Consider the following 16,098-nt stretch of genomic DNA (forward strand, 5'->3'; position numbering starts at 1 on the left):
CATTCCAGCGTCAGAGAGGTCGACAGATGCGCAGCGCACTCACGAGGCGGACCATCCAGCGCCACTCCGCCTTCCGCCCCGGGCGACAGGCGGCCTGATGACGGAGCAGACATCACCAGCCAAGGGCTCACGCACGGCGGTCTTCGCTCCCTTGAGCTCCGACACCCGCACCGCGCAGGTCGCCCAGCGGCTCACGGATGCCATCTTGCTGGGTGTGTTGGCACCCGGCGAGCGCCTGCCCACCGAAACGGATCTGGCCAAGAAGTTCGGTGTTGCCGTGGTGACGGCACGCGAAGCCTTGGCGGACATGCGCAAGGATGGTCTGCTGGAAACCCGCCGCGGCCGCGAAGGCGGTTCCTTCGTCCGCGCCGAAGCCCCCAATGCCTCCCAGCAGTTGATGACCTCCAGGCTGCGCGGCATCTCGCGCACCGAATTGCTCGATGCCGCGGTCTACCTCGACGTCATCACCAGCGGTGCGCTCGACCGGGCCACCCACGTGTGCACTTCGGCCGAAGCGAAAGCCCTGGAAGCCTGGCTCGACCGCGCGGATTTCTCAACCCCGGCCAACGCCGCCCGCGACCACGGAGGATTCCTGCTGGAACTGTGCGTGCTGTCCCAGTCCCCGCGGCTGGTCCGCGAGCAAATCGGCTTCCAAGCGCAGTACGGGCAGCTCATGTGGCTGGGTCTGCGCGATGAAGCGCTCGCCGGACGGATCGCGGAACTGGACCGAGCCATGGCGCAGGCCCTGGCATCACGCGATGCGGCGCCAGGCCGCGCCGCATGCCAAGAATCATTCACGCTGCTGTCCACCTGGCTCATCAGCCGCAAACAAGAACTGGAGGTGGCTTGATGGCTGTCGCAGCCGAGCTTGGAGAATGGTTCGAGCGGTATTTTGAACGTTTGGATGCGCTGCACACCCAGATCGCGCAACTACCTGCCGAGCACTTGGGCGCCACCGTCCAGGATCTGGTGCGCCCATGGCTTCTGGATGATGCCAACGGCATCGTCGGCGCCGGCTACATTGGCGAAAGCGCCGGGCAGATGCGGTTCGAATGGTGGCTGGCACCGATGCAGGACAATCCGCTGTTCGCTGCCGGTTCCGAAATCAATCGGCTGCAGCTGGAGCAGCGCGAGTACGCGGACTATGTTCGCGACTACCGCAGCCTTGAATGGTATTCGGTCCCCTACTCCTCGGGACGCCGTCATATCACCGGTCCGTTCGTCGATCACCTGTGCATCTGCGACTACGTGCTGACGCTGACTATTCCGGTCACCGGCAGCGCCGAAGGAATTGTCGGTTTGGATCTTCGGGTCAGGGATGTCGAAGCCGCGCTCCAGCGCCTGCTGCTGGGCTTGGACGGGCCAGCCGCGCTGGTCTCCGCGCACGGCCGGGTGATCACTTCCTCTGATCCGCGGGACGGCCTGGGTGCCCTGATTGCCCCTGAATCCCTTGAAAATTCGGACGTGGTGACAGGTACGAGCCTGTTGGTGATGCGCGGCCAAAATTAAACCTTCTATATAGAATCTTTAAGTGTTATTCTCGGTGTGTCACACTTCACACGCAGCTTCTGCGTACGCTCGCAACGAGGATTCCATGAATTCACAACACGATCTCCAAGACGGGAACCATCTGGCCGTCCTGGGCTATGAACAGTCCTTTGACCGTTCAATGTCCCTTTGGGCCAACTTCGCCCTGGGCTTTACCTATTTGTCTCCGCTGGTGGGCGTCTATTCGCTCTTCGCCCTGGCCATGGCCACCGGTGGTCCGCCTTCGGTCTTCTGGATCCTCATCGTGGCCGCGGGGCAGTTCCTGGTCTCGCTGGTCTTCGGCGAGGTGGTCTCGCAGTACCCGATCCACGGCGGCATCTACCCGTGGACCCGCAGGCTCTGGGGCAAGCGCTATGCCTGGATGGCAGCCTGGATCTACATCTGGGCCATGATCGTCACCATCACCTCGGTGGCCCAGTTCGGCTCCGGCTTCGTGGCCAGCACCTTCAATGTCGAGCTGACCGAGGCCACCACCTTCTGGTTCGCCACGGCCATGCTGCTCATCGCCCTGCTGTTGAACTTCTCCGGCACCAAGATGCTGGCGCGCATCGCCCGCATCGGCCTGGCCGCCGAGCTGATCGGCGTGATCGCCGTCGGCTTCTACCTGCTGGTCTTCAAGCGCGAGCAACCGTTCAGCGTTTTCTTCGACTCCATGGGCGTTGAGGGCGACGGGAGCTACGGCGTGGCCTTCATGGGCGCGGCGCTGGCCGGCCTGTTCCTCTTCTACGGCTTCGAGGCCTGCGGCGACGTCGCCGAAGAGGTCAGCAACCCAGCCCGGCGCATCCCCAAGGCCATGATGATGACCATCCTGGTCGGCGGCGTGTCGGCACTCATCTCGTTCACCGGCTACGTGCTGGCAGCCCCGAACCTCCAGGAAATCGTTAACGGCGAAGACGTGGACCCCATCCCGGCCATCCTGGAAGCTTCGCTGGGCGCCGTGGGCGCCAAGATCTTCCTGGTGGTTGCGTTGACCGCGTTCCTGTCCTGCGTGCTCTCGCTGCAAGCCGCCGCATCCCGGCTGATCTATTCCTTCGCCCGTGACGGCATGCTGCCGGGCCACCGCTGGCTCGCAAAGGTCTCCCCGCGCAACAAGGTGCCGTCCAATGCCCTGCTGGTGGCTTGCTGCATCCCGCTGCTGCTGTGCGTGTTCATCTACTTCGGGCCGGAGACCCTGCTGACCCAGATCACCGGCTTCGCCATTCTGGGCATCTACGTCGCCTTCCAGTCAGTGGTGCTGGCCGCCCTGCGCCAGCGGCTTCGCGGCTGGAAGCCTGCAGGTCCGTTCTCGCTGGGCGCCGCCGGCATGCTGGTCAACATCCTGGCCCTGGCCTACGGCCTCTTCGCCATGGTGCTGCTCGCGGTCCCCGGTTCCAGCGGCGATGTCCTGGCCGACTGGATCGTCTTGATCGGGCTTGCAGTGGTGGCAGGAACCGGGGCGCTGTACCTGTTCATCGCCCGCCCCGATGCCAAGTCCGATGCGCCGAGCAATGACGCCATCGAAGTGGCCGAGAAGCTGCGCGCGGCCCAGCGCTCTGCCGCGCCGGTCGACTGATCGATACAGAACGCAAAGCCGCATGCGTCGCATCCCCGATGGGGTGCGCCGCCTGCGGCTTTGCTGCGTATTTGGAGCCTATGGCACCTGGTAGAACGTATCCTTCACGTCAGTGATCAGCATGTGCCCTGGCGCGTGGCCGATGGCCAAAGCCGGGCGCGATTCCATGACCGCCGCCTGCGGAGTGACGCCGCAGGCCCAGAACACCGGAATGCAGCCTTCCGGGATCTGCACGGCGTCGCCGAAGTCGGGTTTGCCCAGATCCGTGATGCCCAGCTCCTCCGGGTTGCCGATATGCACCGGCGCCCCGTGCACCGCTGGGTAGCGGGAGGTGATGCGCACCGCGTCGGCAACCTGCGAGGCCGGAATCGGCCGCATCGAAACCACCATGGGCCCGGACATGGATCCCGCCGAGACGCTGCGCCGCGTCGTCTTGTACATGGGCACGTTGACGTCCTGGTCGATGTGGGCCACGGAGATGCCTGCCTCGATGAGCGCCGCTTCGAAGGTGAAGGAGCACCCGACGATGAAGGTCACCAGATCCTCGCGCCAGTACTCGGCAAGATCCGTTGGCTCGGCGACCTTTTCGCCGTTCTCATACACCACGTACTTGGGGACGTCCGTGCGGATGTCGCCGCCGGCCAGCAGCTCATTGGACACCTGGCCCGCTTCCAGGACCCCGAGGATCGGGCAGGATTTGGGGTTGCGCTGGGCGAAGAGCAGCACCTCGAAGGCCAGTGCCTGCGGCACGATGATCAGGTTCGCCTGCGCGTAGCCGGCGCTGAAGCCCGCGGTGGGCACCACCTGTCCCTGTCGGAAGTACTCGCGCGCTTCGCGGGGGCTCAGGGCCGCCCGCTCGCTGATGCTCAGGTCTCGAACGTTTGCCATGGGTAATCCGCCTTAGGAATTCCACAGGGCCGAGAGCCCCGACAGGGAGTTGTAGCCGAGGAACACGGTCAGGAGCCAGGCCAGGGCGCCGATGAAGAGCAGGAACTTGGGGTACTTATAGCCGCCCATCAGGTCGCGGCGGCGCCAGGCCACCCAGAGCAGGACGGCCAGGCCGACCGGAAGGATCAGGCCGTTGAAGGCCCCGGCGAAGATCAACAGGGTCGCAGGAGCCTTGCCCAGGAAGACGTAGATCACGGCGCAGACGGCGATGAAGCCGACGGTGATCAGGTTGCGGGTGCGTTCGGGGGTGGTGCTCTTGGTGATGAACGAAACCGAAGTGTAGGCGGCGCCGATGACGCTGGTCAGCGCGGCGGCCCAGAGGATGATGCCGAAGGAGCGCAGGCCGATATCTCCTGCCGCGGCGCCGAATGCCTCGGCTGCCTTGTTGTCGCTGGTCAGTGCCACGCCGCCGGCAACGACGCCGAGGATTGCCAGAAAGAGCAGCACCCGCATGATGCCGGTGACGATGATGGCCAGCACCGAGGTCTTGGAGATCTCATTGACGTGCTCGACGCCGGTGGTCCCGGAGTCCAGCATGCGGTGCGCGCCGGCATAGGTGATGTAGCCGCCGACCGTGCCGCCGATCAGGGTGGTGATGATCAGGAAGTCGACCTGCTCGGGAAGCACCACGTTGCGCAGCGCATCGCCAACCGGAGGCGCGGCGACGATGGCGACATAGAGCATCAGCAGGATCATGATGGCGCCCAGCAGCACCACGATGCGGTCCAGGGCCATGCCCGCTTTCTTGGACAGGAAGATCAGGATCGCAATCACTGCGGAAATGGCACCGCCGATCTTGGCGTCCACACCCAGCATCGCGTTCAGGCCCAGGCCGGTGCCGGCGATGTTGCCTATGTTGAACACCATGCCGCCGATGAAGACCAAGGCGGCCAGCAGCCAGCCGACGCCGGGAAGGACCTTGTTGCCCAGCTCCTGGGCGCGCAGGCCGCTGACGCCGATCACGCGCCAGACGTTGAGCTGCACCGCAATGTCGACGAGGATCGATACGACGATGGCGAAGGCGAAGGCCGCACCGATTTGCACGGTGAACTCAGTGGTCTGGGTAATGAAACCAGGGCCGATGGCGCTGGTGGCCATGAGGAACATGGCGCCCAGCAGCGCTGTGCGCCGGGCTTTTGACGTAGCCTGAGGCTTCGAATCGGGAGTAGACATGATTTCATCCGTTGCGGTAGCGGTGACTGCTGTCACAGAACTAATGTAACGCACAAGACAATACAGGTTGTTGAACAATCTGGGCAAGTAGTTGTTGAACAATTTCTTTTCCGCTCACGCCTTGCTCAACGGCGGCGCCGAACACTGAGGTGGCTTGGCTGTCTACCTCAAGCAGGCTGCCATCACGCCGCAGTAGAACGCTGGCTTAGCGCTGGGAATACGCCGCCAAATGCATTCCCCGGCTCGGAACGTAGAAGTCCACCGCTTTTTGGCAAACGCCGAAAAGCGGTGGACTTCAGTGGAACAACTTTTGGATCAGGTCAGCTCTTGACCGTTTCCGGGGCGTCGTCGTCCTCGGCCTTTTCGAGGCTCGGTTGCACGTCCTTCCCTGTCAGCTCAGCAGGCTTCGGGCCACCGGCCTCGACCTGCGGCTGCTCGCCGGTGAATTCCGGCGCATTGTCGGTGTACCACTCGGTCAGCGCCGGATCCTCGCTGTCGAAGTCGGCACCTGCGCCGAGTTCCTCCGGAACCTGCGAGATCCCGAAGACGAAGTCGTCGCCGTGCTCGTCGATGCCCTGGCGGACGCCGCCCTTGATGGCTTCCACCGCATAGCGGCGGCGGATCATCAGCGGGTCGTTGCGCAGTTCAATGCCCCAGGAAATCATCACGCCGATCAGGATGATCGCGAACGGCAACGCGCAGGTGACCATGATCGACTGCAGCCCGGACAGGGCATTGCGCCCGCCGGCCAGCAGCAGGAACATGGAGATCAGGCCCAACGCCACGGCCCAGACGATGGTGACCGGCTTGGACGGCACCGGGCGGCCGGACTGCGACATGGAACCCATGACATTCGACGCGGAGTCCGCGGCGGTCACGAAGAACACCAGGATCGCCAGCAGGGCGACGATCCACATCACCGGGCTCATCGGCAGGTTGGCCAGCAGGTCGAACATCACGTTCTCGCCGGATCCCTGGATTTCGATGTCCTGGCCGTTGAGGTTCATCCAGATGGCGGAGCCGCCGAAGACGGTGAACCACATCATGGAGATCGCCGAAGGAACCAGCATCACCACGGTGACGAACTGGCGCAGCGAACGGCCCTTGGAAATCTTGGCGATGAACATGCCCACGAACGGCGACCAGGAAATCCACCACGCCCAGTACAAGGTGGTGTAGGCGGTCAGGTATTCCTTCTCGACGGTGCCCTCGCTGGCGAAGACCGTGAGCATCTGCGGCAGGTTGTCGAAAAAGGCGATGACCGAGGCCGGAAGCAGGTCCAGGATGTACATGGTCGGTCCGGTGACCAGCACGAAGATCGCCATGAAAATGACCAGCGCCATGTTCGTGTTGGACAGCAGGCGGATGCCCTTCTTGATGCCGGCCACCGCCGAAATGGTGAAGACGACGGTCAGCAGGCTGATCGCGACGACCACGAACCCGTTGCCCAGTTCCGCTCCGGTGACGATGCTCGTACCGGTGCGGATCTGCAGTGCGCCGATGCCCAGCGAGGTCGCGGTGCCGAACAAAGTCACCAGCACGGCGAAAACGTCGATGATCTTGCCCAGCACGCGGTTGTTGCCGTTTGGGAACACCGGTTCGAACAGGGAGGAGATCAGCGGCAGGCGCCCACGACGGTAGGAGACGTACGCCAGCGCGCCGCCGACCAAGGCGTAGATGCACCAGGCGAAGGTCGCCTGGTGGAGGAAGGAGTCGGTCATCGCCGGGAGCACCGCGTCGTTGGTGCCTGCCTGCGCATCGGTGGATGGCGGCGGAGTCTTGAAGTGGCTCAGCGGTTCCAGCGGGCCGTAGAAGATCAAGCCGATGCCCAGGCCCGCGGCGAACAGCATGGAGATCCACGACGTGGTGGAAAATTCGGGAGTGCTGTCATCCGCTCCGAGGCGGATCTTGCCGGTGGGCCCGTAGCCGACTACCAGCATGAACAGCACGATGCCCAGGACGATGACGTTGAAGAGCCAGCCGAAGTGGGTGACGACCCAGGTCTGCATGCCCACGCCGACTTCGTTCAAATTCGTCGGGGCAATGATGGCCCAGAGCAGTACCGCGAGGACGGCAACCAACGCGGAAATGAATACTCCTCGGCGGGTCGGGAACGTGGCTCCGGTGTCTTCAACGCTGATGCCGGGGATCAATCCCGGATGGATGCCGAAGGACGGTTCCTTGGCATGGCGCAGGGCTTTGAGCACGCGTTCACCCTTGCGTTCCCGGTGTTGTTTTGGGTCTTTTTCACTTCCCTTTTCGGTCGCTTTCGATCCCGTACCTGACGGGTGCGGACGTGGCGTGTGAGATTCCATAGCGTACAAGTTTACTATGAAAACCTTGAAATCCCGGGCTTTTTGGACCTCTCCCGGCTGGATTCAGGCATCTCGGGCAGCGATCCTGCCCCGTGATCACGGGCTGAAATGGGGATTCGCCAACCGCAGAAAAAAGATGCTTTTTGCTGGCGGGGCAGACAGTGTTTCGGCTGCCCCGGACCCGACTCCGGGGTTCCGGCTATGCGGCTTCACCGTACTCTTTCGCGTTTTTCCCGCGAACACTTCCACGGCTTTGACCCAAGCTCCGGCACCGCTCGCTGCCGAACATCATTTCCGAACCAATGACTGTACTGCAGCTGCGGGCGGCGCTCCCCCAGCTGCAGTGCTCGGTTAAGCACCGCGGGCCGTGCAGCCAGCGCGCAAAGCGTTGGCGGCACGGCCCGGAACGGCGCGATTGGTTCCTAGTGGAAGAAGTGGCGTGCACCGGTGAAGTACATGGTGATGCCTGCTTCGTTCGCGGCGGCGATGACTTCCTCATCGCGGACCGAGCCGCCCGGCTGGACAACTGCCTTGACGCCGGCGTCGATCAGGATCTGCAGGCCGTCGGCGAACGGGAAGAACGCATCCGAGGCGGCGACTGCGCCCACGGCGCGCTGCTCGGAGGCCGCGGTATCGGCGTTCTCCGCACCACCGGCTGCATCCGCACCGGATTCGACCTTCACACCCAGGGTGTTGGCGCGCTCCACTGCCAGCTTGCAGGAGTCCAGGCGGTTGACCTGGCCCATGCCGATGCCCACAGCGGCGCCGTCCTTGGCCAGCAGGATGGCGTTGGACTTCGCGGCGCGCACCGCGCGCCAGGCGAAGGCCAGGTCCGCCAGGGTGGCGTCGTCGGCGGCGTCGCCGGCGGCCAGGGTCCAGTTGACTGGATCATCGCCGGCGGCGTCGATCTTGTCGCCGGCCTGGACCAGCATGCCGCCGGAGACCTGGCGCAGCTCGTTGCTGTTGCGGCCGTAGCCGTCCGGCAGGGCGAGCAGGCGGATGTTCTTCTTGGCCGAGAGGATCTCAACGGCTTCCGGCTCGAAGTCGGGTGCGATGACGACCTCGGTGAAGATGCCCTTCACGGTTTCTGCCATGGACTTGGTGACGGTGCGGTTGGCCGCGATGACGCCGCCGAAGGCCGACACCGGGTCGGTGGCGTGCGCCTTGCGGTGCGCGTCGGCAATCGGGTCTGCTGCGTCCTCGGAGGCCACCGCTACGCCGCACGGGTTGGCGTGCTTGATGACTGCCACGGCAGGCTTGTCGAAGTCGAAGGCCGCGCGCAGCGCAGCGTCGGCGTCCACGTAGTTGTTGTAGCTCATCGGCTTGCCGTGCAGCTGGTCCGCCTGGGCGATGCCGGCAGGGGCCGCCTCGTCCACGTACAGGGCGGCCTGCTGGTGCGGGTTCTCGCCGTAGCGCAGCACTGCGGCGCGCTGCAGGGCGACGCCGGAGTAGGCAGGCCAGTCGATGACGCCGTCGCCGTCCTCGTCGAGGAACTGGCTGGCGGTCCAGGTGGCGACCGCGGTGTCATAGGCGGCGGTGTGCGCGTAGGCCTTGGCGGCCAGGCGCTGGCGGGTCTTGAGCTCGAAGCCGCCGGCTGCGGCTGCCTCGATGACCTGCGGGTAGAAGCTCGGGTCGACCACGATGGACACGGCGGCGTGGTTCTTCGCGGCGGAGCGGACCATGGCCGGGCCTCCGATGTCGATCTGCTCGACAACCTCGTCCTGCGCGGCGCCGGAGGCGACGGTCTGCACGAACGGGTACAGGTTCACGACCACCAGGTCGATCTGTCCGATGTTGCGCTCGGCCAGGGTGTCCATGTGCTCGGGCACGCGGCGGTCAGCCAGGATGCCGCCGTGGATGATGGGGTGCAGGGTCTTGACGCGGCCGTCGAGCATTTCCGGCGAACCGGTCACCTGCTCGACTTCGGTCACTGGGATGCCTGCGGCGGCGATCTTCTTGGCGGTGGAACCGGTGGAAATCAGCTGGACGCCTGCGTTGTGCAGTCCAGCGGCCAGTTCCTCCAAGCCGGTCTTGTCGTAGACGGAAATCAATGCGCGGCGGATAGCGACTTTGTCCAAGACGGTCTTACTCACGAAAATTTTCTCCCGGCGGTGAGAATGAATGGGGCGGGCGGCGAAAGGCCGCCGCCCCTATTCTAGCGAAATCTGCCGGTTGCCCCTCAGTTCGTGTCAGTGCCCCTGGACCAGATCACCCAGCTGCGGAAAATGCGCAGCCAGCTGCTGATCGGTCAGGCAAAGGCGCAGCAGCTTCTCCGCATGGTCCTCGTCGGCGACGTAGGACACCAGATCCACCGAGGTCCGTTCGTTCAACTCGTCGCGCAGCGAGTGGGCCACCGCCACCAGGCAGTGGTAATAGCGTTTGATGGTCGGTTCCCATCCCTCGCGGGATGCCTGGTCGGTCAGGGCCTCGGACCAGATGCCGGCCGCGGGTTCCTCGCACAGGTCGATGGAGGACCAGTGCCAGTCGCTGGGCTCCCACTTGTCCGAGTAGAAGCTCTCCGCGTCGTCCTCGTCCAGATCCGCTTCGATGACCGCGAGCACCGCATCCAGGTCCTCGCCGTCGTCCGCGTCTTCGTCGTCCTCGGAGTCCTCGTCGTTCTCTGCATCCGAAATCACCAGTGAATCCTCGTCGGCAACCGGCGGCTCGGGTTCCAGGGTGTTGTGCTCGTCAGCGTCGGGGCGGTCCTCGTAGTCGTCCGGCTCATCCACGTCTTCGCCGCGTTCGACCAGTTGTTCGCGGGATTCGGCGGCCCGGTCGCGCGCCAGGGCCTGAACCGAGTTCAGGGCCAGCAGCGGCATCGCAATGGCTTCGCTCTCTTCGGTGCTCACCCCATGCAGGGCAATCGCATAAAAGGTCTGCTCCGGGTGTGCCTCAATTACTTCAGCCGCGTGTCGAAGGGCTGCAACCCGTATCGCCTCTTCGAGAGCGGTCCAATCTACTCCCATGTCCAGAGATTACTCCCTTACCCGAACTTGCAAAAGGCCTTGACGGCTTAGGCAATCAGACGTAAGGCGGGTACCCGCCGCGCGCGGATATCGGCTAAGCTTCGACGCGGTAGAAGCCACATCATCTGCACCGTGCGAAAGGTACACCACCGTGTCCACAGCCACCCTCCCCTCCGGCACCCATGTGGTGCAGGAGCTTCCGTTCAAGTGGAAGGTCCAGGGAACCATCTTCATCATCGGCGGGCTCGGCTTCATGTTCGACGCCTGGGACGTGACGCTCAACGGCGCGCTGATCCCGCTGGTCGCCCAGGAATGGGGGCTGGACCGGCCGACCGCGGCGCTGCTGGGAACCTCGAACCTGGTGGGCATGGCCATCGGCGCGTTCCTCTGGGGAGGCATCGCCGACCGCTACGGGCGCAAGAACGCCTTCAGCCTGACGCTGCTGATGTTCGCCCTGTTCACCGTGCTCGGCGCCCTGTCGCCGAACTTCGGCTTCTTCGTGGCCTTCCGCTTCCTGGCCGGCGTGGGCCTGGGCGGCTGCATCCCGGTGGACTACGCGCTGGTCGGCGAATTCACCCCGGCCAGGTACCGCGGCCGCGTGCTGACCGCCATGGACGGCTGGTGGCCGGTCGGCGCCGCCCTGTCGTTCTTCGTCTCCGGCTGGGTCATGGCGACCTCCAACAACTGGCGGCTGATCCTCGTGGTGATGATCCTGCCGGCCTTCATGGTGTACGTGGTGCGCCGCTCCATCCCGGAATCCCCGCTGTATCTGGCGGCCAAGGGCCGTGAATCCGAGGCTCGCGCGGTCATCGACCAGCTGGTGGCGCGCACCGGAGCTGCGCCGCGCGAGTACGTGATCGAGCAGGCCGAGCTTCCCAAGACCCCGCGCTGGTGGGAGCAGGCTGCCTCGCTGTGGCGCCATTCGTGGAAGCTGACGGCCACCAGCTGGCTGCTCTTCGTGACCATCCTGCTGGTCTACTACCTGGCTCTGACCTGGCTTCCGACCATCCTGACCGAGGCGGGCATGGCACAGTCAGCGTCCTTCTTTGCCACCGCGGTGATGGCGCTGATGGGCCTGATCGGCGTGGTCATCGCCGCGCTGCTGGTGGAGAAGATCGGGCGCAAGTGGCTGCTGGGCATCTTCGGCCCGCTCTCGGGCCTGGTGCTGGTTGTGGTGGCGCAGAGCCTTGATGTCCCGGCCACCGCCGTGGGCTGGGTCCTGGTCTTCGGCGTGGTGGTCCAGGTGGCGATCCCGGTGCTCTACGCCTATGTCTCCGAGCTGTATCCCACCGAACTGCGGGCCAGCGGCTTCGGCTGGGCTTCGACCATGTCCCGTTTCGCCGCAGGTTTCGGTCCGCTGCTGTTCGCCGCGCTCTGGCCGGTTGTCGGCCTGTCCTGGCTGTTCGCCGGCGCCACCGCGCTGGTGCTGCTCGCAGTGCTGTTCATGGCGAAGTTCGCTCCGGAAACCCGCGGGCGGGAGCTGGGCTGAACGCCTCGGCTAGGGATTTCCCATGGCCGGATTGGGCAGCATGCCGTCGAGCATGATGCGGGTCAGCCGGTTGCCGATCCCGGGAGCGGCCTTGGCGAAGGCGCGCGGCAACGGCCGGGTGGCCAGTCCGATGCCGGTGATCAACTCGTTGCCGGTGAGATCCTGGCGGACTAGGTCGGCCGCTTTGGCCAGTTCCAGGGCCTTGCTGACCACCCGCACGGTGTCCCGCTGAGGCTGCATGATCCGCTCGCCGATGGTCTGCGGGAGCTGCAGGCTCAGCGATTCGCTGAGCGCACCCAGGTTCAGTCCCACCAGGGCGTCCAGGAATTCCTGCCAAGCCTGGTTCTCACCCCGGGCCAGGCCGGCGGCGGCGCGCTCGGCGGCCTGCCGGACGTCCTGGAGCATGTCCAGGGTGACTTCCTCAACGAGTTCGGGGCGTGCAGCGAAGTTCCGGTACAGCGTGCCGATACCGACGTCGCTGGCTTCGGCGATTGATTCCATGGCCACATTGGCGCCATGGGTTGCAAAGAGTTCACGAGCCGTGCGGAGAATTTGCTTACGTCGTCGTAGTGCATCTGAGCGCATGCGTTTCCCCACCTTTCACAGTTTCCAGGGTGCCCGGGGCAACTTTCCTGCCCCGCAACGTTCTAACGGTAGTCGTTGATGGGAGATCTGACGAAGTGGAAGCGATCATTCCATTCTGGGAGGCATTCAGTGTAGTTCCAGAACTTGGGCATCTGCTGGGCTCCAGCCGGATCTGCGCTGAAAAGACGCCTGTTTCCGCCTGCCCCATCTCGATTTGTCGAACTCAGAGGGCTTCACGCGCGGTCGAGAGGATTCCGGCCAACACCGTGCGAAGGCCGCGAAGCTGGTACGGCCCGATCCTGCGGGAGACCGCGGGGCGCGCTTCCCGCGCGCAGGGAACTGCCAGCTCGCGCGCCGGTTTTTTCGGTAGTGTGGCCAGTGAGCTGTACCGAAGCAGGTCCCACCCTTGAAAGGTCTTCATGCACGACGACACTTCGCTGACCATCGGACGAGTCAAGCGCGTACTAGACGAACGAATTCGTCCGGCCATCTACTCGGAAAGCATTCCGCTGCAGGTGTCGTGGCACGAACTGCCCGGTGAACCGGTGACGCCGGCCGAGGGCCTGGCGCTGGAGTACACCCCGGCCTCGGTCGGCACCCCGTGGGGCGCGGCTTGGGGCACCACCTGGTTCCACCTCCAGGGCCAGGTTCCCGCCTCCTGGGCCGGGCGCCGCGTCGAGGCGGTCATTGACCTGGGCTTCGATATCAACATGACCGGCTTCCAGTGCGAAGGGCTGATCTACCGCCCGGACGGCATCACCATCAAGGCACTGAACCCGCGCAACCAATGGGTGCCGGTCGCCGCGGCCGCCGAGGGCGGCGAAGTGGTGGACCTGTACATGGAGGCAGCGTCCAACCCGGTGCTGCTGGACTACCATCCCTTCCTGCCCACCGAGCAGGGCGACATCCTCACTTCCTCCGCGCGCCGGCTCTACACGCTGCGCCGCCTGGATTTGGCGGTCTTCGAACCGGTGGTGCACGATTTGGCGCTGGACCTGGAGGTGCTCTTCGACCTGCAGGAGCAGCTGCCCGACGGCCCGCGCCGCTTCCAGATCCTGCAAGCCATGGACAACGCCCTGGACGTGCTGGACCTGCAGCGCATCGCGCAGACCGCGCAGGACGCCCGCGACCAGCTGGCGGCGGTGCTCGCCGCCCCGGCCGAGCACAGCGCCCACCGGATCTCCGCCATCGGGCACTCGCACATCGATTCGGCCTGGCTGTGGCCGCTGCGCGAAACCATCCGCAAGGTCTCGCGCACCTGCTCCTCCATGGTTGAGCTGCTGGAGACCGAGGAGGAATTCATCTACGGCATGTCCAGCGCCCAGCAGTACAAGTGGCTGAAGACCCACCGCCCCGAGGTCTGGGACCGGGTCAAGCGCCAGGTGGCCGAGGGCCGCTTCCTGCCGCTGGGCGGCATGTGGGTGGAATCCGACACCGTGATGCCCTCGGGCGAATCCCTGGTGCGCCAGTTCCTCTACGGCCAGAACTTCTTCCGCGAGGAATTCGGCATCACCTCCAAGGGCGTCTGGCTGCCTGACTCCTTCGGCTACTCCCCCGCCCTGCCGCAGCTGATGCGCCGTGCCGGCTTCGAGTGGTTCTTCACCCAGAAGATCTCCTGGAACCAGCAGAACAAGTTCCCGCACCACACCTTCGACTGGGAGGGCATCGACGGCTCGCGCATGTTCAGCCACTTCCCGTCCATGGACACCTACAACTCCCAGCTCTCGGGCGAGGAAGTGGCCAAGGCCGCCCGCCAGTTCCGCGAAGCGCGGGTCACGAACAATTCGATCGCCCCGGTGGGCTGGGGCGACGGCGGCGGCGGCACCACCCGGGAGATGACCGGCAAGGCCAAGCGCCTGGCCAACCTGGAAGGCAGCGCCACGGTGGCCTGGGAGCATCCCAACGACTTCTTCGACCGGGCCAAGGCCGAGCTGCCCAACCCGCCGGTGTGGGTGGGCGAGCTCTACCTGGAGCTGCACCGCGCCACCCTGACCAGCCAGCACCAGACCAAGCAGGGCAACCGCCGCACCGAGCAGCTGCTGGTCGAGGCCGAGCTGTGGGCCGCCACCGCTGCGGTGTACACCGGCGAGCCCTACCCCTACGAGCAGCTCGACGAGCTGTGGGAGACGGTGCTGCTGCACCAGTTCCACGACATCCTGCCGGGCACCTCCATCGCCTGGGTGCACCGCGAGGTGGTGGCCCGCTACGCCGAGGCCATCACCCAGGCCCGGGCCTTGATCGCCCGCGCCCAGCAGGTGCTGGCCGGATCCGGCGGCCTGCAATTGGAGTTCAACGCCGCGGCCTACACCCGCCACGGGGTGTCTTTCGGCGCGGCCCGCGAGCTGGAGCCCGCCACGGCGCAGCCGGTGCGGGCCGAAGCCCTGGACGGCGGATACGTGCTGGGCAACGAGCTGGTGCGCGTGGTCATCAACTCCGAAGGCCTGATCACCTCCGCCGTGGACCTGGCCACCGGCCGGGAAACCATTGCCGAGGGCAAGGAAGCCAACCTGCTGCAGCTGCACCAGGACTTCCCGAACATGTGGGATGCCTGGGACGTGGACAAGTACTACCGCAACCAGGTCACCGACCTGCGTGCGGCGGACAGCCTGCAGCTCTCCGAAACCGGGGGCACTGCCACCGTGACGGTGACCCGCAGCTTCTCCAACTCCACGGTGGTCCAGGAACTGTCGCTGGCTCCCGGGGAGCGCACCGTGCAGATCTCCCAGAGCACCGACTGGCACGAGGCGGAGAAGTTCCTCAAGGTCGCCTTCCCGCTGGATATCCGCGCCGAGCAGACGATCGCTGAAACGCAGTTCGGCTACCACCAGCGTCCCACCCACGTGAACACCAGCTGGGAGGCGGCGAAGTTCGAAACCTCGATGCACCGCTTCGTGCTGGCCCAGGAGCCGGGTTTCGGCGCCGCGCTGGTCAACGACTCGATCTACGGGTTCGACGTCACCCGCGACGCCGAGGACGCCCGGGTCACCACCACCGTGCGGCTCTCGCTGCTGCGCGCCCCGCGCTTCCCGGATCCGCAGACGGACCAGGGGCTGCAGACCCACCGCTACGGGCTGGTCATCGGCGCGGACATCGCCAGCGCCACCGAAGCCGGCGCACTGCTGAACAGCGCGCAAACCGTGCGCTCCGGCGCCCGCGAGGTCGAGCCGCTGGTGGCGCTCTCCGGCGACGGCCTGGTGGTCTCCGGCGTGAAGCTGGCCGCCGACCGCTCCGGGGACCTGGTGGTGCGGGTGTATGAATCGCTGGGACGCCGCGCCTCCGGCGCGCTGAGCCTCAACCGCCCGGTGGCCTCGGCCGCCACGGCGAGCCTGCTGGAGGATCCGCTGGAGCCGGTGGAAGTGAACAAAAATTCTGTTCAGCTCAAGCTCGGAGCCTTCGAGGTGCGCACGCTGCGCTTTACTCTGGCCTGATCCACCAGCCGCGCCTGGCCCAGCAGCTAGGTCCCATTAACCCGTGATGGCGGGGCAGTTCTTTGCGAACTGCCCCGGTCTCTTATACAAAACT

General features: G+C 65.3%; 11 protein-coding genes. 5 read left to right on the forward strand and 6 right to left on the reverse strand.

All coding sequences use genetic code 11. The annotated features are described in order from the left end of the window. Positions 1 to 97 precede the first annotated feature (97 nt). The 3 genes from RF641_RS04820 (at position 98) to RF641_RS04830 (ending at position 3,100) form a co-directional block, all read left to right on the forward strand. On the forward strand, positions 98 to 850 hold the full coding sequence (locus tag RF641_RS04820) for a FadR/GntR family transcriptional regulator (protein WP_053797429.1): 753 nt from the start codon (positions 98 to 100) through the stop codon (positions 848 to 850). Continuing rightward, complete coding sequence (locus RF641_RS04825; protein WP_424572645.1) at positions 850 to 1,509, forward strand: PDC sensor domain-containing protein; 660 nt, start codon at positions 850 to 852, stop codon at positions 1,507 to 1,509. Before RF641_RS04820 ends, RF641_RS04825 begins: the two co-directional genes overlap by 1 nt. A gap of 85 nt (positions 1,510 to 1,594) precedes the next feature. Continuing rightward, positions 1,595 to 3,100 (forward strand): APC family permease, encoded by a 1,506-nt coding sequence (locus RF641_RS04830; protein WP_113606851.1) that lies wholly within the window; start codon positions 1,595 to 1,597, stop codon positions 3,098 to 3,100. Between the two features lie 78 nt (positions 3,101 to 3,178). Here the strand turns inward: RF641_RS04830 and RF641_RS04835 are convergent, their stop codons facing one another. The 5 genes from RF641_RS04835 to RF641_RS04855 all read right to left on the reverse strand — a co-directional run bounded on the left by RF641_RS04835 (position 3,179) and on the right by RF641_RS04855 (position 10,502). Further along, positions 3,179 to 3,988, reverse strand: coding sequence for a putative hydro-lyase (locus tag RF641_RS04835; RefSeq protein ID WP_113606852.1), 810 nt, complete (start codon positions 3,986 to 3,988; stop codon positions 3,179 to 3,181). A 12-nt stretch (positions 3,989 to 4,000) separates the two neighbouring features. Continuing rightward, complete coding sequence (locus RF641_RS04840) at positions 4,001 to 5,221, reverse strand: NRAMP family divalent metal transporter (RefSeq protein ID WP_424572646.1); 1,221 nt, start codon at positions 5,219 to 5,221, stop codon at positions 4,001 to 4,003. A gap of 320 nt (positions 5,222 to 5,541) precedes the next feature. After that, positions 5,542 to 7,428 carry a BCCT family transporter gene (locus RF641_RS04845; protein WP_424572647.1) on the reverse strand — a complete coding sequence of 629 codons (1,887 nt, stop codon included), beginning with the start codon at positions 7,426 to 7,428 and terminating at the stop codon, positions 5,542 to 5,544. Positions 7,429 to 7,958: 530 nt separating this feature from the next. After that, on the reverse strand, positions 7,959 to 9,629 hold the full coding sequence (purH, locus tag RF641_RS04850) for a bifunctional phosphoribosylaminoimidazolecarboxamide formyltransferase/IMP cyclohydrolase (RefSeq protein WP_424572648.1): 1,671 nt from the start codon (positions 9,627 to 9,629) through the stop codon (positions 7,959 to 7,961). Positions 9,630 to 9,725: 96 nt separating this feature from the next. Beyond that, positions 9,726 to 10,502 (reverse strand): DUF4303 domain-containing protein, encoded by a 777-nt coding sequence (locus tag RF641_RS04855; RefSeq protein WP_152666775.1) that lies wholly within the window; start codon positions 10,500 to 10,502, stop codon positions 9,726 to 9,728. 151 nt (positions 10,503 to 10,653) lie between these two features. Here RF641_RS04855 and RF641_RS04860 point away from each other — a divergent pair, with 151 nt between their 5' ends. After that, positions 10,654 to 11,991 carry an MFS transporter gene (locus tag RF641_RS04860; protein ID WP_047118336.1) on the forward strand — a complete coding sequence of 446 codons (1,338 nt, stop codon included), beginning with the start codon at positions 10,654 to 10,656 and terminating at the stop codon, positions 11,989 to 11,991. A gap of 9 nt (positions 11,992 to 12,000) precedes the next feature. Here RF641_RS04860 and RF641_RS04865 read toward each other — a convergent pair whose 3' ends face one another. After that, entirely contained in the window at positions 12,001 to 12,576 is a 576-nt protein-coding gene (locus RF641_RS04865) for a TetR/AcrR family transcriptional regulator (RefSeq protein ID WP_120990117.1), read from the reverse strand. Between the two features lie 419 nt (positions 12,577 to 12,995). On the opposite strand from RF641_RS04865, the gene RF641_RS04870 reads away from it, so the two are divergent. Beyond that, positions 12,996 to 16,004 (forward strand): alpha-mannosidase, encoded by a 3,009-nt coding sequence (locus tag RF641_RS04870; RefSeq protein ID WP_424572649.1) that lies wholly within the window; start codon positions 12,996 to 12,998, stop codon positions 16,002 to 16,004. Positions 16,005 to 16,098: the final 94 nt, after the last annotated feature.

The organism is Arthrobacter sp. 'calajunan', assembly GCF_046940185.1.
Taxonomy (GTDB): domain Bacteria; phylum Actinomycetota; class Actinomycetes; order Actinomycetales; family Micrococcaceae; genus Glutamicibacter; species Glutamicibacter soli.

Bases quoted from the DNA above. Each gene is read 5' to 3' on its own strand.
- RF641_RS04820 (WP_053797429.1), top strand. From the start codon at position 98: ATGACGGAGCAGACATCACCAGCCAAGGGCTCACGCACGGCGGTCTTC.
- RF641_RS04865 (WP_120990117.1), bottom strand. From the start codon at position 12,576: ATGCGCTCAGATGCACTACGACGACGTAAGCAAATTCTCCGCACGGCT.
- RF641_RS04825 (WP_424572645.1), top strand. From the start codon at position 850: ATGGCTGTCGCAGCCGAGCTTGGAGAATGGTTCGAGCGGTATTTTGAA.
- RF641_RS04835 (WP_113606852.1), bottom strand. From the start codon at position 3,988: ATGGCAAACGTTCGAGACCTGAGCATCAGCGAGCGGGCGGCCCTGAGC.
- RF641_RS04870 (WP_424572649.1), top strand. From the start codon at position 12,996: ATGCACGACGACACTTCGCTGACCATCGGACGAGTCAAGCGCGTACTA.
- RF641_RS04830 (WP_113606851.1), top strand. From the start codon at position 1,595: ATGAATTCACAACACGATCTCCAAGACGGGAACCATCTGGCCGTCCTG.
- RF641_RS04855 (WP_152666775.1), bottom strand. From the start codon at position 10,502: ATGGGAGTAGATTGGACCGCTCTCGAAGAGGCGATACGGGTTGCAGCC.
- RF641_RS04840 (WP_424572646.1), bottom strand. From the start codon at position 5,221: ATGTCTACTCCCGATTCGAAGCCTCAGGCTACGTCAAAAGCCCGGCGC.